This is a genomic window from Flavobacterium psychrophilum (assembly GCA_001708385.1).
In the GTDB taxonomy this organism is placed as follows: Bacteria; Bacteroidota; Bacteroidia; order Flavobacteriales; family Flavobacteriaceae; genus Flavobacterium; species Flavobacterium psychrophilum_A.
Map to the genome: position 1 here is coordinate 2,753,668 of CP012388.1, position 25,074 is coordinate 2,778,741.

The window sequence follows — 25,074 nt, forward strand, 5'->3', positions numbered from 1 at the left end:
TATTGTGTTGCAACGGGAATCTTTTCCCTATAGATTGTCAGCAATGGCTTTAGCCAATGCTTCAAACTCTTCTTTTTCAAGCTTTACTTTATTGATAAAACGCATTTCATCCATTTCGTTAAGCGGAATAAGGTGTACATGGGTATGAGGTACCTCAAGCCCAACAACAGCTACGCCTACACGTTTGCATGGTACGGTTTTTTCCAGCGCTATGGCTACTTTGCGCGAAAACTTCATAAGGCCAAGGTAAAGTTCCTCGTCCATATCAAAGATCTTGTTGATTTCCTGTTTCGGTATGCAAAGGGTATGTCCTTTTGCATTTGGATTTACGTCCAGAAAAGCAAGAAAGTTCTCGTCTTCGGTTATTTTGTATGCCGGTATTTCGCCGTTGATAATTTTAGTAAATATTGAACTCATAGTTTTAGTCTCTTGTTATTTCAAGAACATCAAATTTAAGCGTTCCGTTAGGTACCTGTATTTCGGCAGTTTCTCCAACCGATTTTCCAAGAAGCCCTTTCCCGATAGGTGATGTAACCGATATTTTTCCGGTTTTAAGATCCGCTTCGCTTTCAGCAACAAGAGTATATTTCATCTCCATGCCGTTAGACTGGTTTTTTATTTTCACGGTGCTAAGTACTAGTGCTTTAGATGTGTCAAGCTGCGACTCATCGATAAGTCTTGCATTAGAAACAAGCTCTTCCATTTTAGATATTTTAAGTTCTAAAAGGCCCTGCGCTTCTTTAGCGGCATCATACTCTGCATTTTCAGAAAGGTCACCTTTGTCTCTTGCTTCAGCAATAGCAGCAGAAGCTTTTGGCCTCTCAATACTTTTAAGCTGATCAAGCTCGTCCCTTAATTTTTTTAAACCTTCTGCGGTGTAATAAGATACTGTACTCATAACTTCGTCGTTTATATAAATAGAAAAAATCCCATCGCGACGGGATTTCTGTCTGCAAAGACAATATTTTTTTAGTATTTCAATTTTAATATATGCAATAGCATAGGTCAAAGTTAATTAAATTAAATTTGTTTCATAATTATAAACGCTAAATTTTAAAACATGAAAAAATATATTTTACTGCTTTTCGCTATATCACTATTAATGGGTTGTGATAAAGATGATTATCGTAGTAATAACCGCTATTTACCGAACTATAGTTTTTCGGTAGATATTAATTTGGACCTGCCATTATACAACCAGTTAAACTTTGTTTCCAGCCCGGTGGGCATATACCAGGATGGTGTCGGAATTAACGGTGTGATCGTTACAAATACAGGCGGTGGCACATTTACAGCTTTTGAAGCTTCATGCCCAAATCAGGATCTTAGTTCATGTTCTGCACTTACTATAAATGGTATCCTCGTAAGGTGCAATTGCGATCAGGTAGAGTACAATCTGTTTACGGGGCAGGCTACGAGCAAAGTGGAGTTTCCGCTTAAAGCATATAGGGTGCAACAGATAGCTTCTAACATTATAAGGGTATATAATTAATAATGCCTGTCATTCAGCTACGAACCGTAATAAATGCACCTATAGATGTGGTGTTTGATTTGTCGCGTAGTATAGACCTCCATAAAATATCAACTGCCCATACTAATGAACAAGCAATTGCCGGGAAAACTTCCGGACTTATAAGTATGGACGAAAGTGTTACCTGGAAAGCAAGGCATTTTGGCGTAACGCAATTTTTAACATCTAAAATTACCGCGTTTAAAAGTCCGCACTATTTTGTGGACGAAATGGTTTCAGGAGCTTTTAAACGTTTTAAGCACGAACATATTTTTGCGGAAGAAAATGATACAACCATAATGACTGATATTTTTGATTATACTAGCCCTTACGGTTTTTTCGGTCGGTTAGCGGATGCCCTATTTCTAAAACGCTATATGAAAAACTTGCTTAAAGAAAGAAATTGCGTTATTAAGGACTTTGCCGAAAATGAAGATAGGTATGCTAAACTCCTTTCAGTTGAAAGTCTTAAGATCTAGCAATCCAATTATCTATTTTTTCGGTTTGCTGCTCATGTAAAATATAAGCTGACCGCCATCTGTAATTTCTTTATTGATGAGATAATTACGATCCAGTACTTTTCCGTTTAATTCTATTTTAGAAACATATACATTTTTAGCCGATTGGTTTTTGGCTGTAATTGTAAACGTTTTTCCGTTTTCAAGGTTTAGTATCGCTTCCTTTACATTGGGCGATCCAAAGGCATACTGGTCGCTGCCCGGAGCTACGGGGTAAAACCCAAGCGAAGAAAAAATATACCACGCGCTCATTTGCCCGGTATCATCATTACCGCCTAATCCGTCAGGTTTTGGTTTGTACATGGCATTTAAAATCATGCGTACCCTTTGCTGTGTTTTCTCAGGATGCCCAGTCCAGTTATAAAGGTAGGCTACATGATGCGATGGTTCATTACCATGCACATAGTTGCCAATAATACCGTCGCGGGTAATGTCTTCTGTGTTTGCAAAGTATTTATCGGGTAGCGTCATCGTAAACAGCGAATCCAAATGCTGCGTGAATTGCTCTTTACCGCCATTCATTTTTACCAGCTCATCCGGAAATTGAGGAACGTATAAACTATAATTCCATGCGTTGCCTTCAATAAATCCCTGTCCGTGGGTGTCTAACGGATCGAATTCCTTTTTAAAAGTACCGTTATTAAGTTTAGGGCGCATAAAGCGGGTAGTGCTATTAAATACATTTTTGTAGTTCCCTGCCCTTGCTGTAAAAGTGTTGTAGACGTCTGTCTTATTCAGTTTTTTTGCTATTTGGGCGATACACCAATCGTCGTAAGCATATTCTAAAGTTTTAGAAACCGATGATCCGTTTTTATCTTCCGGCACATAGCCTTTCGCGATATAATATTCGAGCCCGTCAAAATAGGTGAGGTTTGCCGAACTTACGCAAGCTTCGAGTGCATTTACAGTATCAAAATCGTCATTGCCCTTAGCGATAGCATCGGCAATTACCGATACCGAATGATAGCCTATCATGCACCAGTTTTCATTGGCATAATGCGACCATACGGGCAATGCTTTATGTACGCTTTGGTCGTAATGCGCCAGCATACTATGTATCATATCCCTGTTTCTTTTGGGTTGAACCACATTAAACAGCGGGTGTAATGCCCTATAGGTGTCCCAAAGTGAAAAAGTGGTGTAGTTGGTAAAGCCTTCTGCTTTGTGGATGTTCTGATCCAGGCCTTTGTAATAACCATCGGCATCCATGTATACCGTTGGGTTAATAAAGGCATGGTACATCGCGGTGTAAAAGTTTACCTTGTCGTCTTCGGTTAGTGTTTCTACCTTGATTTTGTTGAGTTCTTTTTCCCAAAGCTGCTCGCCTTCGCTACGTGTTTTGTAAAAATCCCAATGGGGGACTTCCTGTTTCATATTGTTTAGTGCGCCAGCTGTACTTACAGGCGATAATGCCATTTTAACCATTATTTGTTCACCGGCTTTTACATCAAAGTCAAAATACATTTTCAGGTTTTTACCTGCCGCTTCCGGAAAGTTTTTGCTTTCATCAAACTTTCGCCAAAAGCCTTTGTAAATGTTGTTGTCATCATACTTTTTAGCGCCGTATTGTTTAATGGGCTTAGAAAATGACATTGCAAAATAAACTGTACGTGTGCGTGCCCAGCCCTGCGTCTGCCTGTAACCGGTTACAAGAGTGTCATTCTCAATGCGTACAAACGTCCATACATTTTTTTCGTTATGGTTGTAAATGCCGTGCATAAGGTCGAGTATAATATGCGCCTGATCTGCCGAGGAAAAAGTGTAACGATGAAAGCCTACGCGCTGGCTTGTGGTAAGCTCTGCCGTAATGTTATGGTCGTCCAGCTTTACCTTGTAGTAATTGGCTTTAGATGTTTCGTTTGCATGAGAATAGGCCGAACGGTATCCCGAAGCGGGCTTGTCTGCCGTGCCGGGATTTAGCTGTAGCGTGCCCGTGGTTGGTATAATAAGAAAATCGCCCAGGTCGCTGTGTCCTGTACCGCTAAAATGCGTGTGGCTAAAGCCTACAATGGTTTTGTCCTCATATTGATAGCCTGCACAGTATTCGTATACTTTACCGTTGTATTTTTTATTGAGTTCGTACGGAATGGTGTCTGTATCCGGACTTAATTGTACCGATCCAAAAGGTACTGTGGCACCCGGGTAAGTGTGGCCCATTCGCTGTGTGCCTATAATAGGGTTTATATACTGATAGTTTTTCTTTTGCGCCTTTTGTGCGAATGCTAAAGAGGATAATAGCAATACCGAAAAGAGTAGTTTTAATTTCATGGTAGATTGTTGTCTGGTAAAAGTAAATATTTTACCTAATTCGTGGCTGCCTGTTGCATAAAAATAAAAAAGCGGAAAACCATTGGTCTTCCGCTTCATCAGTAGGTGTGAGTAATTATTTAGGTGGAATCTTCTTAAAATTTAAGTGTTGCCCCAGCAAGGAAATTTATGCCTGCCTGCGGAAAATAATATGGATCGCCCCACATTGCGCCGTTTGAGACATATTTTTCATCAAATATATTATTTATTAAACCATTAAACACAATTGCTTTAAAAATAGATTTAGGTTTCCATTCATAGCTAACATTTAAGTCGGAAGTAGCGTATGCAGCCAGTTTAGAGTTCGGAGACTCATAATTGTCCATAAACTGATCGCCTACAAATTTAGAAAGTAATGCTACTTGTAAATTTTTCAGAGGTAGAAAAATGATCTGATTTCCTGTAATAACACTTGGTGAGAATGCAATCTTAGTATCTCCCAGATTCCTCGATCCTTCTTCTGTCTCTACAAGAAAGTCTATATTTTTATTGTCGCTAATAGCAATATTTGGCCTAAGTATCCATTTTTCGCCTACGTATATTGTAGCATCAGCCTCAAGTCCCATACGGTAGCTGTCGCCGCTGTTTGTGTAGATATTTCCACCTACGTCGTTAAGTGCCCCTGTAAGTACAAGCTGGTCTTTATACCTCATATAATAACCGTTAATGCTTACAGTGCTTTTACCCGATTTAAATCTCCATCCTAACTCAAAGTCGTTAAGGCTTTCGGGTTTAGAACTTCCGTTTTCATAATCACCACGTCTTGGCTCTTTGTTGGCACGGGCATACGAAAAGTAAATGTCATTGCTTGTATTTACAGTGTAGGTAAGACCTGCCTTAGGGTTAAAGAAGTTAAAGTTGTCATCAACAGCAATAGGGTCGTTGTTGCTCTCTTTTACATTATCTGCTTTATAATCTACACGACGATACTGCATATCGCCAAAAAGGTTCAGTTTCTCAGTAAGCTGATAGTTGGCTTTTGTGTATACATTAAAATCTGTCTTAGAAGCACTATTGTCGTAGTACCTATCACCCGGGCGTACATTGCCCGAGTACTGTGCCCAGATAACATTTCCAAAATGGTCACCTTCATATTTATTCCATCCACCACCGGCTACTACATTCAGGTCATCCTGTTTGTAGTTTACAGAGAATGTCGTTCCGTAAAAGTCGTTGTCAAGCCATTTCTGGGTAATAAGGTCACTTTCGCCTAAAACGGTGCCATCAATAGTTATTGGCTCAAGACCGTAATCGGTAACATTGGTATTATCTCGATAATTCTCATAATAACCCTTACCAATAGTATAGTGTAAAGCTATATTTGTACTCCAGTTGTCGCTTAGCCTTTCATTCCAATGTAACTGGTAATTGTCCTGTTGGTAATTGTCAGTCTCATTGTTGTAAAATTGTGTCTCCCCATTTTCATCCGTATACATTCCTGACGGATTGAAACGCCTATTTTTACTCAATGTTTCAGCGTCGATTCCATTCCATGCCTGATATGTTTTCTCTTTACCGCCAAAAACAAGTGCCTTAATTAAGGTCGTATTACCAACGTAGGTTCCCTGTAAAAAGTACGATTTAAGGTCTGATGAAGCCCTGTCAATGTAACCGTCTGAAGCAAGATTTGAAACCCTTCCGGCAATCTCAAACTTGTCGTTCATAAGTCCTGTGCTGAATTTTACAGTATGTTTTCTCGAACCGAAACTTCCAAAAGAGTTAGATATCTCTCCGCTCGAATCGTGTTTGTAGCTATCTGTTAACACGTTTAGGCTCGCGCCGAAAGCTCCCGCGCCATTGGTTGATGTACCTACACCACGCTGCAGCTGAATACTTTCTGCCGATGATGCAAAATCGGGCATGTTAACCCAAAACGATCCGTGCGATTCGGCATCATTAAAAGGAATGCCGTTAAGGGTTACGTTTACCCGGGTAGCATCGGCGCCCCTTACGCGTATGCCTGTGTAGCCAAAACCGTTTCCGGCATCGGTAGTGGTAACAACAGATGGCAGGTAGTTAAGCAATACAGGAATGTCCTGCCCAAGGTTTCGTAGTGCAATCTCTGCTTTGGTAACATTTGTAAATGTTACAGGGGTGTTGCTGTTGGCACGTACCGATTGTACCAATACTTCGTCCAGCTTGTAATCCTGTACTTTTGTAGAATCCTGAACAACTGGTTGCTGTGCAGAAACGGTTAAGCTTAAGGTTAGTAATGAAATTGTTGCGATTGCTTTGCAACTTTGCAACTTTGCAGCTTTGCAACTCTTAGAAAAAATGAATAAAGTTTTCATTCGTAAATATTTACGAATAAAAGGGGTAATTATTCTAGCGTTAATTAAATTGATTTTCCGGCATACATAATGAACAGACTCCATTTGTTGTGCCTTTTCCCTTGGCAGCATTACCTGCCCAGGTTCTTTGGGTATAATCTCAGCTCGTTATTTAGAGCACCCCTTTGAGACGGGGCAAAAGTAGTTAATTTTTTCGGTTGATGGTTAATGGTTGTCAGTTGTCGTAAAAAAAAATATTCAGACGCTTCAAAAATCCATTAAACATCAATCGGTAACCAAATCCTAGAAATCAGGTTTTCTGCGTGATTGCTTTTTATCGGCCTGCCTGCGTTTGCCTTCAATACGCTTGCGTATTACAGCACGCGGAATTTTGGTTGGTTTCCTGGGCTTGTCTTCTTTCAATGCGGTTTCCATTACACTTAGAAAGCGTTTGGTAACAATATCTTTATTGCGAAGCTGGCTGCGGTCTTCATCGCACTGAAGTATCAATATGCCGTCATTGGTAAGTCGCGATGCAAGCCTGATTTGTACCAGTGCCTTTTCTTCTTCAGACAGGGCATTACTGCCGGCAAGGTTAAAGCTAAGTACAACCTTAGACGATACCTTGTTTACATTTTGTCCGCCTGCACCGCTGCTTCGTACAGCTTTGTAATCGAGTTCCTGTACTATTATATCTCTGTTCATTTTCGATTTTAAAAAAATAAGGATTCAAAGGTATTTAAATCCTCTGACATATTTATTGCGGCTGATGTGCCGGTTTCAAAAGGTCGTTAACTGTTTTTACAGGGTTAAATGTTTCAAGGGGAACTTCGGCAAAAATAGTAATCCATCCTGCCATAGAACCATTCCATAATCCCGGAAGTTCATACGATTTTACTTCCTGTCCTAATCTGGTTTTATGTACTATAAAGCCTGATGTAACATCTACAAAATCATTCAGGTTAAAGTCACCGCCTTTGTAATTTTTAAGTCCGCAGACCAAATCCACAGGGTTAAAATGCGAGGCATTAGCAAAAATGTTCTTCTGCTTTACATTGTCGAGGTCTACCTGAGAGCTTTCAACAATTTGTAATGACTGTATTCCTTTGTCAGATTCAACCCAGAACGGACCTCCGCCAGGCTCTCCTTCATTTTTAACCATACCGCATACGCGGATAGGCCTGTTTAGAAGATCTTTTGCGAATTCTTTTTTATAGTTTGTCGTGTACTTATTAATGTCTGACGGGATATGCAGTAATAGCTTTTCTTTAGCGAAAGCTAAAACAGCATCAATACCATCTTCGTCTAATTCATTGTTGTCAATTTGCTCTAAATACGTAAATATCTGCTGCTGATATTCAACAAGAATACCTGCAAGGGCTTTTTTGTACAGTGAAATCAGTTCTGTATTGTTGTGGCTAACGTTGTCTATGTTTTTAATAAAGACAATGTCGGCGTCAAGCTGTCCCAGATTTTCTATAAGTGCACCGTGGCCTCCCGGCCTAAAAAGCAATTTGCCTTCATTATCGCGAAAGGGCACGTTGTTAATAGTCACCGCAAGAGTGTCTGTACTTTTTTGCTGATACGAAAAACTGATGTTTATTTTGGTGTTGTGTTCGTCTTCTATTTGCTGTTTTACATCCTGTATGCCATCTAAAAATCCATCAAGATGATCTTCAGAAATGGTAAACTGAATGTTAGCTTCGTTTTGGGAGCTGGCGTAGGCTACTGTTTCCTTTAAATGTTCGTAAATAGGTGTGGCAATAAAAGCACCGTAGTGATGAAAAGGCAATATCCCCTTAGGTTTATTAGCATAATTAAACGCATGGCTATCAAGCATGATCTTGATGAACTCATAGGTTTTCTTGTCTTTAGTCCACGCGGGAAAGCCGTCCTGCTGACGTACAACATCCAGTATTTCGTTATAGAAAGGAAATTTATCCAATCCGACCAAAAATACACGAAGGTTAATGTCGTTTTTGCGGTTGATGTAAGCGTTTATGGTTTCTTTTTGCGGATTGAATTCGGCAATAAATTCGCATAAAAATTTAAACATCCTGGTTGCAGCGCCAGATGCGGGAACAAATTTGGTAAGCTTCAGGCTTTCTTTTTTGCTGTCAAATAGTGCGGCATAATTTATAGCCGCCGATTCTTCAAGTTCAAAAATACCGTCGTTATATAGGGCAGGTTTTTTAAGCGTGGCCTTGGTTATGCCATTTTTAAAAATAGATAATTGTTGTTGTATGTTGTCAAGAGTTACACCTCTCTCATATATCTCGGCAAAATCTGCGGCAGAAAAACCTATGTCTAAAGCTTTTTCAAGCTCTACCAATGCTTCTTTGCTTTTTACAGTAAAATCTGCAGGTGTTGAGTTAATCATTATGTTCGGTTGGTGGTTGTTGGTTAGTGTACGGGTTAGTTTTTTTATAGATGCATCTATAGTTGTATTGGTTGCGTTAAGAATTATAAATAAATGTGCTGATTTGTCATTTTCGTTAAGCGCCCTGTCTATGCTTACTGTGCGAAATGTAAACGTACGGTCGTTATTGCCCTTGCGGTCAATAAAGCTTTTTAGTTCTTCTGAAACTGTTCTTCCGTTAAGTCCGTCCCCGTAGATTGTAATGATGACAGATGATTTTCGTGTTGTAATGTTTTCTTCCATGACAGATAGCCGTAAATGGCAATTATAGTTAAAACTATATTCAGTATGCTGGTAAGCGTGTATCCTTTTAAGAAGAATAATGGAATTGCAATAATATCTCCGGCTATTAAAAACAGCCAGTTTTCAATCTTACGTTTTGCCATAAGCCACATTCCGACAAAGAAAAGCCCGGTTATAAACGTGTCTACGTAAGCCCACCAATACGTAAATTTATCAAAATAAATATAAACGGCCGAAATTCCGATAACCGATGCCGTGAAAATTATGACTGAATTAACGCCGTCTTTAGAATTCGTTGAGGATATCTTAAGCAAATCATGATTGGTACTGTCTTTTTTGCTCCATAGTATCCAGCCGTAAATACTCATAAAAAAGTAGTAGGCATTAATGATCATGTCGCCATATAAATTCCATTGCAGCATCATGTATACAAAAATACCGGTGCTTATAATTCCGGTCGGGTAAACAAGTATGTTGTTTTTCCACGAGTAAACAACGCTAAACACGGCAAAAACTGTGGCAATGGCCTCTAATACAATGTGCAGTGTGCTGTACTCTTTGTACTGTGCAAAGAGAAAATCGAAAATTTCTGCCATTATATAATGGTTTTGCTACCCAGGCAGTATACAAGGGTGAAATCTTCTATCTGTTCAAAAAAGAAAGGATAGCTTTCGTTTATTTCTTCAAATTTAACCGATGCCATGCCTTGTTTTTCTTCCGTGTTAAAAGGGAAAACGTAGATGTTCTGTTTAAAGCTGAGCCCGGCACGCGATATCATTTTATAGACCGCTTCTTTAACGCCCCAAATTACTATAAGCTGCTGCATATAGTCTGACAGGTGAGTAGGGTCGAGGTATGAAAATTCGGGTTCGATAAATTTGTTGGCAATGGTAATTACCTTTTCGCGTTGCAGTTCCATATCAATGCCAATATCATTTTTGCTTATAATAATGGCAGAGAAAGCATATGAGTGGGTTATAGAAATATTCATTCCGTCTTTAAGGTGCGGCTTTCCGTCGGCATCATAATAAAGGTCAAAATCAGAGTAGCCTATCTCCTGCATAAGCATACGCACACCCAGGAAGCCTTTCTTATGAACGTCGCTTTTCATGCCGTCTACACGGTTTAGGCAAACGTCTTTTAGCTTAACATGCCGCATGAATTCTTCTACACTTTCAGAATTCTTCCAAATGAGCAGTTTTGTGTGGCTGTCTATTTCAATTGATTTATATAAAGGCATTGGTTACAGTTATGGCCCAAATTCATGTTGTTGTGTACCAAACAATTATGCAGGCGGCATTTTTTTATATTTTACTGTTAAAGCGGGTGAATTAAAAATGCATTCACTAAATTTGCAAAAATTTTTCGCTAATACAAATATACAATATTCACATGAGTACTACAACGCTGCCATTCGTGGCATATAAGGTAAAAGACATTTCGCTTGCGGAATGGGGAAGAAAAGAAATTGAACTTGCTGAAGCCGAAATGCCAGGACTAATGGCTCTTCGTGCTGATTATGGAGCTTCTCAGCCGCTTAAAGGTGCTCGTATTGCAGGATGTCTGCACATGACAATACAAACTGCAGTTCTTATTGAAACTCTTGTTGCTCTTGGAGCACAGGTTACATGGAGCTCATGCAACATATTTTCTACACAGGATCACGCTGCTGCTGCTATTGCTGCTGCAGGTATCCAGGTTTACGCGTGGAAAGGCCTTAATGAAGAAGAGTTTGACTGGTGTATCGAGCAGACCTTATTCTTTGGTGAAGAAAGAGAGCCTCTTAACATGATCCTTGATGATGGTGGAGATCTTACTAACATGGTATTTGATCGTTTTCCTGAGCTAACAGCTGCTATTAAGGGTCTTTCTGAAGAAACTACTACAGGTGTTCACCGTCTGTATGAAAGAATGAAGAATGGTACGCTTGTAATGCCGGCTATCAATGTTAATGATTCTGTTACTAAATCTAAATTTGATAACAAATACGGTTGTAAAGAAAGTGCTGTAGATGCTATACGTCGTGCTACCGACCTTATGCTTGCCGGTAAAAGGGTAATTGTATGTGGTTACGGAGACGTTGGTAAAGGTACTGCTGCTTCTTTCCGTGGTGCTGGTTCTATCGTTACGGTTACAGAAATCGATCCAATTTGTGCTCTTCAGGCTGCAATGGACGGTTACGAAGTTAAAAGACTTGAAACTGTTATCGCAACTGCAGATATCATTATTACAACTACAGGTAACAAAGATATCGTTGTGGGTCGCCACTTCGAAAGCATGAAAGATAAAACTGTTGTTTGTAACATCGGTCACTTTGATAACGAAATCGACATGGCTTGGTTAAATACAAACCATGGTGCGTCTAAAATCGAGATCAAACCTCAGGTAGATAAATATACAATCAACGGTAAAGATGTTATCATCCTTGCAGAAGGCCGTCTTGTTAACCTTGGTTGTGCTACAGGCCACCCAAGCTTTGTAATGAGTAACTCATTTACAAACCAGACTCTTGCTCAGTTAGAGCTTTGGGCTAACAGCGCAAACTATGAGAATAAAGTTTACATGCTGCCTAAGCACCTTGACGAAAAAGTGGCTTCGCTTCACCTTGCTAAACTTGGTGTAGAGCTTGAAACACTTAACGATGAGCAGGCTGCTTATATTGGTGTAGAAGTACAAGGGCCATTTAAACCGGAGTACTACCGTTACTAATCAGATTGAAATGTGATATTGAGATTTCATATCACTAAGCATAAAAAAACTCCCGCAATTGCGGGAGTTTTTGTTTTGTATATATGGGCTAATTATCGGTGGTTTTGGGGTTCAGTTTTATCGTTATGAATGTATTTTTCGATAAGGTAGTGTCCAAGGTAAATTAGCGGCGTTAGGCATATAGCAATGCATAATTTAAGGGTGTAGCCTGTAAAGCCCGATTTTATATAAGTATCTGTATCCATTTTTCCGGTCATCCAAAAGGCAATTCCCAATACTATAAAGCTGTCGAAAAACTGGGAGATTACTGTAGATCCGGTGCTGCGCAGCCATATCATCTTATTGCCGGTACGCTTCCTGAAAAAATGGAAAATAGTAATATCTATAAGCTGAGATACTAAAAATGCCGTAATACTGCCTACAATAATCCACATGCCCTGTCCGAATACCGCGTTGAACTGATCGTCTGTTACTCCCATGTTCTTTACTGCGGGTATGGAAAGGGCTATCCAAAGTAAAAAGAAACAATAAGCAATTAGGCCCGCTGTGATATATGATAATTTCTGAACCCCTTTTCGTCCGAAATATTCATTGATAAGGTCGGTGGTAATAAATACCACAGGCCAAGGAAGTATACCAATGCTAACGGGGTTTCCGGCTATGGTTATTAGTTTCGGGCCGATAAGTTCGGCTACTACGGCATTGGTAATAAATATCCCTGCAAGGATTACATATAGGGTGTCTTTACGCGATTGAAACATAGAATATGTAGTAAACGGTAAAGGTATTAAATTATATGCTTAGGATATGTAGGATCGGTTGAACTTAATGAGGTAACGTTACTTCGGTTTTAATGGTCTTAAATTTTTCATCATTTTGGTCGGTTTCCATTATGTAGACTTTTCCATCTTCTGCAAATATCCTACCTTCAAGTTCAGCGGTCGAGATGTCTTCACAGGCCGTAGGGATTATAAAAGGTTCAACTAGCTTCTGCCATTTTCCTTGTTTAAACGAGTAGGTTGTCATGGTATATGCGCAACCATTCATGGGTGATTGAAAAACAGAAAACTCATCTGCTCCGTCGTTATCAAGATCGCCTTCGCTTATAATAATGGCGTCGCAGCAACCAATAGGCAATGCCGGTAGTTTTTTATTTGAGAAAGTGATACTGTATTCATCCGGAGTTCCATCTTCAACGGGATTGCCTTCGCCTTTTTTGGTAAGCACGATTGTAGCAACGTCCTTTATTCCGTCACCATTATAATCTGCAGTATTGCGGGTAGTCTTATCGTTTGGTTTAATATCTTCAATTACGGGCTGGGTTGAATCTTTTGGGGTGGAACGTACAACGCCTGTCGAATTTTCTTCTTTGCAAGATAATAGTGCAAGCAGTCCAAATAATACAATCTTTCTCATCTCGGTAGATTTAATGTAAATATAATGAGATTTTGTTTTTAGGGGGTAGGGTTGTTTAATTTTATTGTTTGGAGTCGGTTTTACTAATTTTTTGGGGGGTGCATCAAAAATAAATTATAAAAATAGCCTGCGTTTGTTTATTATTATGGGGTTGTTGTTTATATTTGTTTAAATTTTAAAATCATACGCTATGAAAATAGGGGTGCCAAAGGAAATAAAGAACAATGAAAGCCGGGTTGCCCTTACGCCGGCGGGGGTGTTTGAGTTAGTTAATTATGGACACCAGGTGTATGTACAGGAATCGGCGGGTGAGAGCAGTGGTTTTTTCGATGAAGATTATCGCGATGCCGGTGCTGTTATGCTTCCTGCTGCTGAAGCAGTTTTTGCTATAGCAGATATGATTATTAAGGTTAAAGAACCTATCGCGTCAGAATATCCTCTGATAAAACGGAATCAGGTACTGTTTACCTATTTTCATTTTGCGTCAAGTGAAGAGTTAACCAAAGCAATGATTGCCAGCAAAGCGGTTTGTATTGCTTATGAAACTGTAAGTGATGATGATGGTTTTCTTCCGTTGCTTACGCCAATGAGCGAAGTTGCAGGGAGGATGGCAATTCAGCAAGGTGCTAAATACCTCGAAAAGCCTATTAAAGGCAGGGGAGTGTTACTTGGCGGAGTTCCGGGTGTGCCCCCGGGTAGGGTATTGGTATTGGGTGCAGGTGTTGTGGGGATTCAGGCCGCTAAAATGGCTGCGGGTCTTGGCGCACACGTTACGATCTTAGATATAAATATGAAACGCCTTCGCTATGTAAACGATGTTATGCCACCTCATGTGGTGACAGAGTTTTCCAGCGTTTACAATATAAAGAAACATATAAAAGACCACGACCTTATTATAGGTGCGGTTCTTATACCTGGGGCCAAAGCACCCAATCTTATTACAAGGGAAATGCTTAAAGATATGCGTCCGGGGACGGTGCTGGTAGATGTAGCAGTAGATCAGGGCGGGTGTTTTGAAACTACACGGCCTACAACGCACGAGGAGCCTACATTTATCATAGATGACATTGTGCACTACTGTGTGGCTAATATGCCGGGAGCGGTACCGTATACGTCTACACTGGCACTTACTAATGTAACGCTGCCGTATATTTTAAAGCTTGCTAACCTGGGCTGGGAAGAAGCCTGCGTTAAATATCCCGATTTAGGGCGGGGATTGAACATTGTTAAGGGAGAAGTTATTATAGAAGAAATAAAAAAAGCGTTTAAAGAAGTTAATCTGGTTGTACGATAGTTTTGCGGGTGATTTGGTTATATGTCGCCTGCGTTAACTCCGGATCTTCAGATTAAAATGCTGGATGGCTTTGAAGCGAGAATAGTTTCGTTATTGTTTGTTTGTTGTTTGCGGCCGGAGAAGTCTGGTCACAAAAAAACCCCAAATTTTCATTTGGGGTTCTTTGTTTTTATAAGAAGTGCTACTTATGCAAGTGCAACTCTTTTGAATCCTGTAACAACAAGAGATCCTTCAATAGACTTGATATACTCGCTTACGCTAAGTTTGCTGTCTTTGATGTAATCCTGGTTAACAAGAGTATTGTCTTTAAAGAAACGACCAAGTTTGCCTTTAGCGATGTTATCTAACATAGCTTCAGGTTTACCTTCCTGACGTAGTAAATCTTTAGCGATTTCAATTTCTTTCTCAACTGTAGCAGCGTCAACACCTTCTTCGTTAAGAGCAAGTGGAGCCATTGCAGCAGCCTGCATAGCAACGTTACGAGAAGCTTCTTCAGCACCTTCTACGTTAGCAGAAAGGCTAACAAGAGTAGCGATTCTGTTACCAGCGTGGATGTAAGAACCAACAAATGCACCTTCAAGTCTTTCGAAAGAACCAATCTCGATTTTCTCACCGATAACACCAGTTTGCTCGATAAGTTTGTCAGCTACTGTAAGACCGTTAAAGTCTGCAGCAAGGAATTCTTCTTTAGTGTTGAAGTTAAGTGCAAGAGCAGCAAGGTCGTTAGCAAGCTTAACATAAGATTCGTTTTTAGCAACGAAGTCAGTTTCACAGTTAAGAGAGATAACAACGCCAGCAGTTTTATCAGCGTTAACAACAGCGATAACAGCGCCTTCAGTAGACTCACGGTCAGCTCTGTTAGCAGCTACTTTCTGACCTTTTTTACGAAGGTTTTCAATAGCTTTATCAAAATCACCATCAGCCTCAACAAGAGCTTTTTTGCAGTCCATCATACCTGCACCGGTAATTGTTCTTAGTTTATTTACGTCAGCAGCAGTAATATTTGCCATTTGAATAATTGTTTATTGTTAGAAAAAAAAATAAGCCGTTATGTTGATAATGCTACAAAAGTAAACATATACCAGCACAACGGCTTTATTGTAATGTTATCTTTACTCTTCTGTAGCAGTAGGTGCTTCAGTTTGTGCAGGTGCAGCAGCTTCAGCAGGAGCTGTAGTTTTTGCAGGTGCAACAGATGCAGCCTCTTGTCCGTCAGCAGGTAGGTCGTCTTTGTCAGATTTTCTATCAGAAAGTCCTTCAACAACAGCACCGGTAACTAAAGATAAGATCTTGTCAATTGATTTAGAAGCATCATCATTTGCAGGGATAACATAATCAACCTGACGTGGGTCAGAGTTGGTATCTACCATTGCGAAAACCGGAATGTTTAATTTTTGAGCTTCTTTTACTGCGATGTGTTCAGCTTTGATATCTACAACGAATAACGCAGCAGGAAGCCTTGTCATGTCTGCTATAGAACCTAAGTTTTTCTCAAGTTTTGCACGTAGACGATCAACTTGCAGACGCTCTTTCTTAGAAAGTGTCATGAATGTACCGTCTTTCTTCATTTTATCAATAGAAGCCATTTTTTTAACAGCTTTACGGATAGTAACGAAGTTTGTTAGCATACCACCAGGCCACCTTTCAGTGATGTATGGCATGTTTGCAGCCGCTGCTTTTTCAGCAACGATATCTTTTGCTTGCTTTTTTGTAGCAACAAAAAGGATTTTTCTGCCTGATGCAGCGATTTTTTTAAGGGCTTCGTTAGCCTCTTCAATTTTAGCTGCAGTTTTATACAGGTTGATAATGTGAATACCATTACGCTCCATGTATATGTAAGGAGCCATGTTTGGATCCCATTTTCTGGTCATGTGTCCAAAGTGTACACCTGCTTCCAGTAAGTCTTTAACTTCTACTTTATTTGCCATTTTTGTAATAGTTTACGTTCTGTTGAGTAAGCAATGGGTAAGTGGCGAATTATTTACGGCCTTATCCATTTAGATGCTAAACTAACCCTTCACCTCAGTGGGGCAACAACAACATTGTTTTTTAAATTCGATAATAAAAATGAACAGTATTGGATAATAAAATCCAATAGTGACATATTAACGTTTAGAGAACTGGAATCTTTTACGAGCTTTCTTCTGACCGAATTTCTTACGCTCTACCATTCTAGGATCCCTTGTTAATAGGCCTTCTGGTTTAAGGATGCTTCTGTTTTCAGCATCAACTTCGCACATTGCGCGAGCGATTGCCATTCTTACAGCTTCTGCCTGTCCAGTTGAACCACCACCGTAAACATTTACTTTCACGTCAAAGTTTTCAGCAGTACCGGTTAAGGTTAAAGGCTGTAATACTTTGTACTGTAAAGTTGCAGTTGGGAAATAAGTTGCAAATTCTCTTTTGTTAACCGTGATTTTACCTGTTCCTTCAGAAAGGTAAATACGGGCAACAGCAGTTTTTCTCCTGCCGATTTTGTGAATTGTTGCCATTTTTTACTTTAAGTCGTTTAAATTAACGGTTTTAGGTGTCTGTGCATCATGTTTGTGCTCAGATCCTACATATACATTCAGGTTGCGGAAAAGTTCTGCGCCTAATTTGTTTTTAGGAAGCATACCTTTTACTGCTTTCTCTACTAAGATTGCAGGGTTTTTCGCCTGTAATACTTTAGCAGTTAAAATTCTCTGACCACCTGGGTAACCTGTGTGGCGGATGTACGTTTTTTCATCCAGTTTGTTACCTGTTAGGTTGATCTTTTCTGCATTGATAACAATTACGTTATCTCCACAGTCCACGTGCGGTGTGTAATTTGTTTTGTATTTACCTCTTAAAAGCATCGCAACTTTAGAAGCAAAACGGCCCAAATTATGACCTTCAGCGTCAACAACGATCCACTGTTTGTCAGCAGTCGCTTTGTTAGCTGAAACTGTCTTGTAGCTTAATGTGTTCACAATAAATTATTTTAATTAAACATTCCATCCCCAATAAAGGGGATGCAAAAGTACAATTATTTATTAGAAATTCAAATAGATAGAAAAATTATTCTTTACAGGATAATTTTTTGAGTGTGAAGGCAGTAAAGATACTTCAATTAATTAATCGAAGCAATGTTTGGATATACTAATGTAGTAGTCTAAATCAATGTAACTATGTTTAACGTTACTACTTATAAAAAACGTGCTTATTGGTTAGACTCCTTCCAGTCCCAGTAGGTTTCGTAAAATGTGTCATGCAGCATTTGTTCCGGCTCGTGGTTTTCATCGGTATCAACAAGGGTAACTCCAGTCCATTCACCCTGCGGATCGGTTACACCATCTATAACTGAAAAAATATTGAATACAACATCTGCCGCGGTATTAGCAATTATTTTTTTCAATGCGCTTTTTAGAACGTCATTGCTACTAAGTTTGTGCAATTCTTCTTTTTCCGCATCGTTAAGTTCGCTGCCGGGAGGATAAGTAATATCTTCTGATAATGTGCTACTGTAATCATTAATGCTATTGTGTATATCCAGCATTAGTGAATGTATGTTTTTGTCTGAAAGGGGCATAATTATAAATTTCTATAAAAATAAATAAACTTATCTAATGCTTTCAAAAAGCTCAATCTGTTTTGCGTTTTTGCCTACAAGATCGGGATCGGTATTTTTAAAAGAATCATCAATCCATAACGACATAATTAACTTGCCTCCCGACTTTATAAAAATGCGATACAGATTATCTTCTTTCGTTTTTTTGTTGCAGTTTATAATATAATGTGACATTTCCAGATCTTTCACAAGATCGGTTAACATTAATGTCTGACTTTTGCTAAGTTCATTCTTTGTTTTATTTTCATAAAGAAAAGACCTGCCTCCTTTTACATACACTCTTTTAAACGATTCGCTGAAAGTCTTTTTGTCTCTTTGCCTGTAGAGGTGTACTATATCAATAGTATTTGTGGAGTCGGCATTAAATTCCTTCATCTGTGCCATTATATCATAGTCAAGCCCGTTATAATGTGTGGATGACTCAATAGGAGATTTGGAGCAATTGTGGACTTGCGTATAGGCACTATTGCAGTGTAATAATATAATGAATAGGATAGCCGCTCTTACTACGTACATTTGGTAGAATAGATTTGTGCGGATAAAAGTAACTACTTTAAAAGATTATTCCAATGGCCTTAGTGTATTACTATACGTGATAAGGAAAGGATTTTCTGCACTTGGGTCTTTCATCAGGTAGATGAATTTATGCTTCTGTGCTTCTTTCGCAGTAATCACAGCTTCTTTTTTGGTAAAACTGTCATATATCTTGGTGTCAACAGTATTGTCTATGCGAACCTGATCGGCAACGCCTGTTTTCAGATTAGAGAATGGGTAGCCGCTATATACTGTTTTATTGGAATTGGAAGCGGTTACTTTTTCGCCTTTAAAATTCTTGGTAAAGATTAATACAGAATACCCTGCACCTGTGGCTTTTAATTTTTTCAGCAAAGCTGTTTTTTCTTTATCACTAGCCGACCTGAAATCGTCTTTATATTGTACTTCGGGTTTTGCTGCGGTTTTGACTGTTTTTGATGTTGAGCACATCGTAAAAAGCAGTGCCGATAAAATTACTAAGGCTATCTTTTTCATAAGTGTAGTTTAAATGGCGGATCATAAATTTAGAACATACCCCAAACCCATCATATACCTTTAAGATATAAATAACAAAAAGGGCTTCCGTTTTAAAACGGAAGCCCTTTACCAAATTCGAATATTTATAACTAACTCAACTTAATTTCGTATCAGCTTAAGCGTATTCTCACGGTTGTCGCTATCTGTTACTTTTACAAGATAGACACCTTTCGTGAGGCTGCTTACGTCAAACATGGTAAATGCTGCGCTGCCGCCAAACTTTTTTACAAGCTGCCCTGTAAGTGAATATATCGCTACTTTAGCTGTTGGGAGGTTAATAGTGAACACATCTGATGTAGGGTTAGGGTATAAGGCCGCTTTTGCTATAGCCTGTTCGCCTGTTCCTAAAACTACAGTCTGGTTGCCATATATCTTAAATTCTCCCGGCTGTAAGGTAATAGCAGCTGTAGGGTTTGTAATTTCTATAACAGAATTGTCCATAAGATTATACCATGTTCCCGGATTTGGAAAGTTTGGTGCAACCTGCTGTGCTGTAACATCAAAGTTAGAAATAACCACTACACTGTTTAACGCTGTTGGCGCAAGAGAAGTATCTGTAATATATACTTTTGGTGTAAGGGTGTTTGCAGAAGCCATTGTATAGTTTCCTTCAAAAACAGCTTCGTCTTTTTTAAGCTGTATCATCCTTTTCCAGTCGTAATAAAGTTTTTCCCTTTGTACGTTGGTTAGCCAGTTATTAGCCCATTGTGGCTGAGGCTTGGTATCCAGTTTACAGTCACCATCTGTACCGCCTTCAGGATTTACAGATCCATTATTGCAGGTAAAGATGGAAAGATCCCATCCAAGTTCTCCAAAGTGCCATATCATTTTAGGACCCGGTACCATAAAGAAAACCGCTCCCTGTGCGCTCATTCTTGAAAGTGCTACATTAAGGTCTTTTATATTGTGCGCAGTATTAGCAGAGTTACCATACTGAAGATTTTTAAACATTAATCTTTCCTCATCATGGCTTTCCGCATAACCTACAACTCTTTTTCCTAAAAATCCGGTGTGAGCATTGTGGCCTACGCGTGCAATATTAGAATCATCAGAGTATCCCATTGTAAGCTGGTTGTATCCCTGAGTGGTTTTTCCCCAAAGCATTATGCCTTTCCCTTCATCAAACCTGTAGTTAGCCCATTCTTTTTCTTCTGCATCGCCGCCTAAATGTTCAAAAATAGTATAGTGTGTAGGGTCTAGGCTCCATGAGTAATCTGCATATTCTTTAAGTACATCAACCCTGTCCTGCTGAAAAGCATTGGTGCATCCTTCGTCAGCTGCCGAACAGTTCTGTGTAAAACCTTTAGTTAGATCCCAACGAAAACCATCGATATGGTATTCTTCAATCCAGTGCTTAACTACCCTTTTTACATAGTTTTTAGTTCTTGGCTGCTGATGGTTAAAGTCATTACCTACATTATAGCTATGTTTAGCCACTTCGTTAAAGTAAGGGCTTTCACTGCTTGGCCCGCCCCATCCGTCGCCATCGGGGTCATTCATCCACATGCGTACTAGCGGATTACGGTCAAAAGCATGGTTAAGAGCTACGTCTAGAATAACAGCAATGCCATTTTGGTGGCAAAGATCTATCAGTTCTTTTAGCTTGTCAGATGGTCCGTAGAATTTATCATTAGCCATGTGAAAAGAGGTATTGTATCCCCAACTTTCGTTGCCTTCAAATTCCATCACGGGCATAAGCTCTAATGCGTTTATGCCAAGTGTTGTAAAATAATCTATTTTATCTATAAGATCCTGATAGGTTCTGTTAGCATCAAAGTCTCTAACTAAAGCCTCATAAATAACAAGGCCTTCTTTCTTAGGCTTTTCAAAATTTTCAACCTGCCAGTCATAAGCAGTTTGCCCTGTTTGTAGCACAGTAACTTCTCTTTCCTGTCCTACAGGAAATGCCGGAAGGTTAGGGTAGCGGTCTGCCGATATTCCCGGGTCATCAAATTGCGAAAGTACAAGGGTAGAATAAGGGTCTGCTGTTTTTACAATAGATGGCGAACCTGCAAGAGGTGTCTGGTCCACCACCCAATACTGGTAGCTGTATGCTTCACCCGATGTAAGACCTGTAAGGTCTAACCAGAATTTTTGGTTTACCGGGTCTTTTTTCATGGCATGTGCCGCTAACGGCTGCCAGTTGTTAAAGCTTCCTGCAACATATACAAAATCTTTACCCGGGGCATCAAGCACAAGGGTTGCTTTTGTAGCATCGGCAGTATTGTAGTTAATACCGTCTTCAAGACCCGCCGGCATAGCTGCCGAAACTGTAGCCGGGTTAACAATTACGGTAAACTTTTTAACTACAACATCTGTTCCCTGAGTAACGGTTAGCTCGTAGTTTTGGTTTGAAGTAATATTGGTATGGTTAAAAGCATAACTTGCTGTAGCAGCATTACTGTTAATAACCGTTCCGTTAGATTTTAAGCTGTAGTTTGCATTACCACCTGTATTAGATGCTGTAATGTTCAGGTTTCCGCCCGAAGTTAGCAGGGTAGTGCTGTTTTGGGCAGGAGTATTTAAAGTAACCTGAAAACTACCTACGTTAATTTCAATATCCTGAGATTTTTTATCGCCTGCACCATCTTTGGCTTTTACAAGAAACCCAAATCTGCCTATTCCTGTTCTGTTGTAAAACGTAGAAGGTACGAAGGTTAGCGTATACGTGTCGCTACCTGGGTTGTAGGTAAATTTATTGGCTTCGTTAGAGCTGTTCCATGTTCCATTGGTCGGGCAATCCAGACTGTTGTTGTAGTTAATGTCATACGACCATCCCCAATAATACAGTGCATTATTGGTTACTCCCCAGGTAGCTTCGTTTATACTGCTGCCATTTACGGTAACGGTAATCGAGGTAGTTTCCTCGAAGGTTGTTGGGGCAACACTGTAGGTTACATTTTGCTGTTGTGCAAATGTGGTAAACCCTAACAATAAAAATAACAATGTAATTTTTTTCATAATGTTGAATAATAAAGGGGTTGTATAATTATACAACCCCTTTTAAAATTTATACTATTATTGAGCAGTCAATGTATAAGTGTAATTTCTAGGATTACTTAGGTTTAACTGAATTTTATAAGTTCCTGCAGTAGTAACCTTAATATTAGTTCCATCATTGAAATCAAGTACTCCGTCTCCTCCGGCATCTCCATAGTTTATAGCCCAGTCATCATTAGCTCTGAATTTTAGTTCGCCGGCACTCAACGCTAAAGTTACTGACCAAACCTTGGTTGTAGCATCATACGTCATATCATGGTCCATCACTCCGTTATCCGGCCATCCGTTAGGTGTAGACGATCCTGTAACCCCCCATTTTGTAGCAGTAAGGCTGTAAGTAAGCGTAGCAGTATTTGCTTTTACAAGATAATATCCTGCATCTGCAATAAGGTTACCTCCTGTTGTCGTAAGTGTACCTGCTGTTGCTCCTGCTCCGTAGTTGGTTCCATCCCAATTGTCCTGAGAGCTAAATTTAAATCCGTTATCAGGGTTTGTAATGCTGTTGGCAATATAAACATATCCTTCAAAGTTAGTGTCGCCAAATTCTGTAGCGCTTAACTGTGGGGCTGTAGCGTGTGAAAAATCATTTCCGTAGCCACTTGTCGACTGGAATCCGCCTGGCATCCATAATAGTGGAATTGCTGTACTAAATGGAGTAACGATCATTTCAACAGCATTACTATAAAGTACCTGAGAGCCTACGTAAGCTTTAATCCTTACTTCAAAGTTTGCAGATTCAAATGGAGTTGCACCAAGAACCTGAATTGCAGAGTTTAATACATTAACCGAAGCAGCAAATTGTGTTACATTGTTTGTTGTACCTACAACAGATGGAGTATCAAACTCATCACCGGCCATATCAATTTCTATATCATAATTTGCGGTAATTCCTTCGCCAAAATTAGCAGCAGACCAAACAAATCGTTCGGCAAGAATATCAAGAGTTTCAGGGTTAAGTACGTACACATTTCCTTCTTCAGGTGCCTGTAGCATCGGGGCATCGTTACCCTGAACTACAGGTCTGTCTTCAACGTCGTCTATATTACACGATACTGCAAATAATGCAAGCATCGCCATCATTGTATTTTTTAGTGTTTTCATGTTCTTGTTGTTAGTGTTTGGATTAGTAACCAGAGTTTTGTGTTAAAAGTGGATTAGCTGCCAATGCATTAGATGGTATTGGGTATACATTTCTAAAACTAGGGGTAGGGCTACCGTTTGGAGTGTTTCCTTTCCATGGCCAGATATAAGACCCTCCTGTGAATTTGCCGAAGCGGATAAGATCTGTTCTTCTGTGTCCTTCCCAATGTAATTCGCGAGCTCTTTCATCCAGTATAAAGTTTAAGTCGTAAGAATTAACATTCCCGCTATTGCTTCCATAAGCCCTTTCACGAAGTGCGTTTATATATTCTAAACCCAAGGCTGTGTCGCCACCTGCCCTAAGTGCACATTCTGCATACATTAAGTATGCGTCTGCAAGCCTGAACATAGGGAAATCTGTATCTACAAAATCCCCTGATGAATCTGAACCCTGAGTTCCGTTAACGTCGACATTTTTAAATTTCTTTACAGCATATCCGTCCGCGAAATCTCCAACATTTGTAATGACAAGAGACTGCCCGGCTGTGTGGAAATTAGATCTCTGATCGGGTGTTCCGGTATTGAATTTGCTTACAAAAGCAGATGTTGTGCGTATACCTCCCCAGCCACCATTAATACCAAATTCAGCTGAAGACATAGAACCTCCGACAGGTGCATGAACAAGGAATGTTGTACCACCGTATGTTTTAGTGTTAAGTCCGTCAAAAGCAACAGCAAATATTACCTCATTTTGAGAACCATTTCTGTCATTATCTGCAATAAATAATTGCCTGTAATCTGCATGTAGCGCATATCCGGAATTAATTACTTTTGTTAATACAGGTAATGCATCGGCATATTTTTCTGTACCTATATATACCTTAGCATTCATGTATAATTTTGCTTTTAGCATCCATGCGCCAACCTGATCTACACGAGGATATTCGTTTTCTTTAGGTGCTTTAAGCAGTGGGTCTATAGCAGTAAGTTCTGCATCTACAAATTCAAAAATCTGTTGTGGAGTAGCTTGTTCCGGCAGAAAATAATTTGTTGGAGACTCTTCGGTAACAAGACCAACTCTTCCACCAAAAAGATCAAGGAAATGCCAGTAGCTAAGGGCTCTTAAGAAGCGTGCTTCTGCTCTGTATGTTGCAATACTTGTTCTTAGATCACCCGATACGCCTCTGCTGTCCAATTTTTCATCTGTAGTCTGGCGAAGGTATTCGTTACAGTTTTTTATCTGGAAATCCAGACGGCTAAATGTAGCGTTTACAAATACATCACTGGCTGTCCACGTCTGGGAATGAAAATCCTGTATCGTCTGGTCATTCCAGCCTATAATAGCTTCATCAGTAGAAAGTTCGTTCATCAGCCATAGACCCCTTATATATTGACTTGCTCCCTCATCAATACCGGAAATATCAGGGGTACCCGCAGGGCCGTTTTGCCCCGTGGTAGCAAGTCCTGCGTATAATTTTGCAAGGGTCTGCTTATATGCTGCAGGATTGCTATACAGCTCCTCGACAGATGGGTTACCTGCATTCGCCGGGTTTGACTGATCAAGATCATCAGTACATGAGGTTAGGAAAAGTGCTAAAAAAAGCATTCCTATCCCGGTTAATTTCAGATTAAATTTTTTCATGTTCAT

23 protein-coding genes and 1 pseudogene are annotated in these 25,074 nt (G+C 39.7%); 4 read left to right on the forward strand and 20 right to left on the reverse strand.

The features are described from left to right. Window positions 1-27 precede the first annotated feature (27 nt). Window positions 28-417: an HIT family hydrolase gene (locus ALW18_12030; protein AOE53185.1), complete on the reverse strand. Its 390-nt coding sequence runs from the start codon at window positions 415-417 to the stop codon at window positions 28-30. 4 nt (window positions 418-421) lie between these two features. Next, window positions 422-898: a transcription elongation factor GreA gene (locus tag ALW18_12035; GenBank protein ID AOE54397.1), complete on the reverse strand. Its 477-nt coding sequence runs from the start codon at window positions 896-898 to the stop codon at window positions 422-424. Between the two features lie 162 nt (window positions 899-1,060). Here ALW18_12035 and ALW18_12040 point away from each other — a divergent pair, with 162 nt between their 5' ends. Continuing rightward, the gene (locus ALW18_12040; protein AOE53186.1) at window positions 1,061-1,492 is read left to right on the forward strand and encodes a hypothetical protein; all 432 of its coding nucleotides are present in this window, start codon (window positions 1,061-1,063) and stop codon (window positions 1,490-1,492) included. A 2-nt stretch (window positions 1,493-1,494) separates the two neighbouring features. Continuing rightward, window positions 1,495-1,989, forward strand: coding sequence for a cell division protein (locus ALW18_12045; GenBank protein ID AOE53187.1), 495 nt, complete (start codon window positions 1,495-1,497; stop codon window positions 1,987-1,989). Between the two features lie 12 nt (window positions 1,990-2,001). Here ALW18_12045 and ALW18_12050 read toward each other — a convergent pair whose 3' ends face one another. The 6 genes from ALW18_12050 to ALW18_12075 form a co-directional block, all read right to left on the reverse strand. Beyond that, window positions 2,002-4,296: a sugar hydrolase gene (locus ALW18_12050; GenBank protein ID AOE54398.1), complete on the reverse strand. Its 2,295-nt coding sequence runs from the start codon at window positions 4,294-4,296 to the stop codon at window positions 2,002-2,004. A gap of 134 nt (window positions 4,297-4,430) precedes the next feature. After that, window positions 4,431-6,626, reverse strand: a complete 2,196-nt coding sequence (locus ALW18_12055; protein AOE53188.1) for a TonB-dependent receptor — start codon at window positions 6,624-6,626, stop codon at window positions 4,431-4,433. Between the two features lie 282 nt (window positions 6,627-6,908). Next, on the reverse strand, window positions 6,909-7,310 hold the full coding sequence (locus ALW18_12060) for a peptide chain release factor 1 (protein AOE53189.1): 402 nt from the start codon (window positions 7,308-7,310) through the stop codon (window positions 6,909-6,911). Window positions 7,311-7,362: 52 nt separating this feature from the next. Further along, window positions 7,363-9,267: an ATPase gene (locus tag ALW18_12065; protein AOE53190.1), complete on the reverse strand. Its 1,905-nt coding sequence runs from the start codon at window positions 9,265-9,267 to the stop codon at window positions 7,363-7,365. Then, entirely contained in the window at window positions 9,177-9,863 is a 687-nt protein-coding gene (locus ALW18_12070; protein AOE53191.1) for a nicotinamide mononucleotide transporter, read from the reverse strand. Before ALW18_12070 ends, ALW18_12065 begins: the two co-directional genes overlap by 91 nt. Continuing rightward, a complete protein-coding gene (locus ALW18_12075) occupies window positions 9,863-10,507 on the reverse strand; it encodes a 4-phosphopantetheinyl transferase (protein ID AOE53192.1) in 645 nt (214 codons plus the stop codon). The genes ALW18_12070 and ALW18_12075 overlap by 1 nt, the downstream gene beginning before the upstream one ends. A gap of 152 nt (window positions 10,508-10,659) precedes the next feature. On the opposite strand from ALW18_12075, the gene ALW18_12080 reads away from it, so the two are divergent. Then, complete coding sequence (locus tag ALW18_12080; protein AOE53193.1) at window positions 10,660-11,976, forward strand: adenosylhomocysteinase; 1,317 nt, start codon at window positions 10,660-10,662, stop codon at window positions 11,974-11,976. 92 nt (window positions 11,977-12,068) lie between these two features. Here ALW18_12080 and ALW18_12085 read toward each other — a convergent pair whose 3' ends face one another. Further along, on the reverse strand, window positions 12,069-12,737 hold the full coding sequence (locus ALW18_12085) for a hypothetical protein (protein ID AOE53194.1): 669 nt from the start codon (window positions 12,735-12,737) through the stop codon (window positions 12,069-12,071). A gap of 64 nt (window positions 12,738-12,801) precedes the next feature. Beyond that, window positions 12,802-13,392 carry a hypothetical protein gene (locus tag ALW18_12090; protein ID AOE53195.1) on the reverse strand — a complete coding sequence of 197 codons (591 nt, stop codon included), beginning with the start codon at window positions 13,390-13,392 and terminating at the stop codon, window positions 12,802-12,804. Window positions 13,393-13,582: 190 nt separating this feature from the next. Between ALW18_12090 and ALW18_12095 the strand changes: the two genes are divergently transcribed. Then, window positions 13,583-14,686 (forward strand): alanine dehydrogenase, encoded by a 1,104-nt coding sequence (locus ALW18_12095; protein ID AOE53196.1) that lies wholly within the window; start codon window positions 13,583-13,585, stop codon window positions 14,684-14,686. 185 nt (window positions 14,687-14,871) lie between these two features. On the opposite strand, the gene ALW18_12100 is transcribed toward ALW18_12095, so the two are convergent. The 10 genes and pseudogenes from ALW18_12100 to ALW18_12145 all read right to left on the reverse strand — a co-directional run bounded on the left by ALW18_12100 (window position 14,872) and on the right by ALW18_12145 (window position 25,068). Continuing rightward, window positions 14,872-15,696 (reverse strand): elongation factor Ts, encoded by an 825-nt coding sequence (locus ALW18_12100; protein ID AOE53197.1) that lies wholly within the window; start codon window positions 15,694-15,696, stop codon window positions 14,872-14,874. Window positions 15,697-15,798: 102 nt separating this feature from the next. Further along, entirely contained in the window at window positions 15,799-16,614 is an 816-nt protein-coding gene (locus ALW18_12105; GenBank protein ID AOE53198.1) for a 30S ribosomal protein S2, read from the reverse strand. Window positions 16,615-16,791: 177 nt separating this feature from the next. Further along, on the reverse strand, window positions 16,792-17,178 hold the full coding sequence (locus ALW18_12110; protein AOE53199.1) for a 30S ribosomal protein S9: 387 nt from the start codon (window positions 17,176-17,178) through the stop codon (window positions 16,792-16,794). Window positions 17,179-17,181: 3 nt separating this feature from the next. Continuing rightward, window positions 17,182-17,637, reverse strand: coding sequence for a 50S ribosomal protein L13 (locus ALW18_12115; GenBank protein ID AOE53200.1), 456 nt, complete (start codon window positions 17,635-17,637; stop codon window positions 17,182-17,184). A 230-nt stretch (window positions 17,638-17,867) separates the two neighbouring features. After that, window positions 17,868-18,236 carry a hypothetical protein gene (locus ALW18_12120; GenBank protein ID AOE53201.1) on the reverse strand — a complete coding sequence of 123 codons (369 nt, stop codon included), beginning with the start codon at window positions 18,234-18,236 and terminating at the stop codon, window positions 17,868-17,870. Window positions 18,237-18,266: 30 nt separating this feature from the next. After that, a complete protein-coding gene (locus ALW18_12125) occupies window positions 18,267-18,659 on the reverse strand; it encodes a hypothetical protein (GenBank protein ID AOE53202.1) in 393 nt (130 codons plus the stop codon). Between the two features lie 177 nt (window positions 18,660-18,836). Next, entirely contained in the window at window positions 18,837-19,304 is a 468-nt protein-coding gene (locus ALW18_12130) for a hypothetical protein (GenBank protein AOE53203.1), read from the reverse strand. Window positions 19,305-19,445: 141 nt separating this feature from the next. Continuing rightward, window positions 19,446-22,307 carry an alpha-amylase gene (locus ALW18_12135; protein ID AOE53204.1) on the reverse strand — a complete coding sequence of 954 codons (2,862 nt, stop codon included), beginning with the start codon at window positions 22,305-22,307 and terminating at the stop codon, window positions 19,446-19,448. Window positions 22,308-22,364: 57 nt separating this feature from the next. Then, window positions 22,365-23,264: pseudogene (locus ALW18_12140) on the reverse strand (hypothetical protein). A gap of 205 nt (window positions 23,265-23,469) precedes the next feature. Then, window positions 23,470-25,068, reverse strand: coding sequence for a hypothetical protein (locus ALW18_12145; GenBank protein ID AOE54399.1), 1,599 nt, complete (start codon window positions 25,066-25,068; stop codon window positions 23,470-23,472). Between the last annotated feature and the right edge of the window lie 6 nt (window positions 25,069-25,074).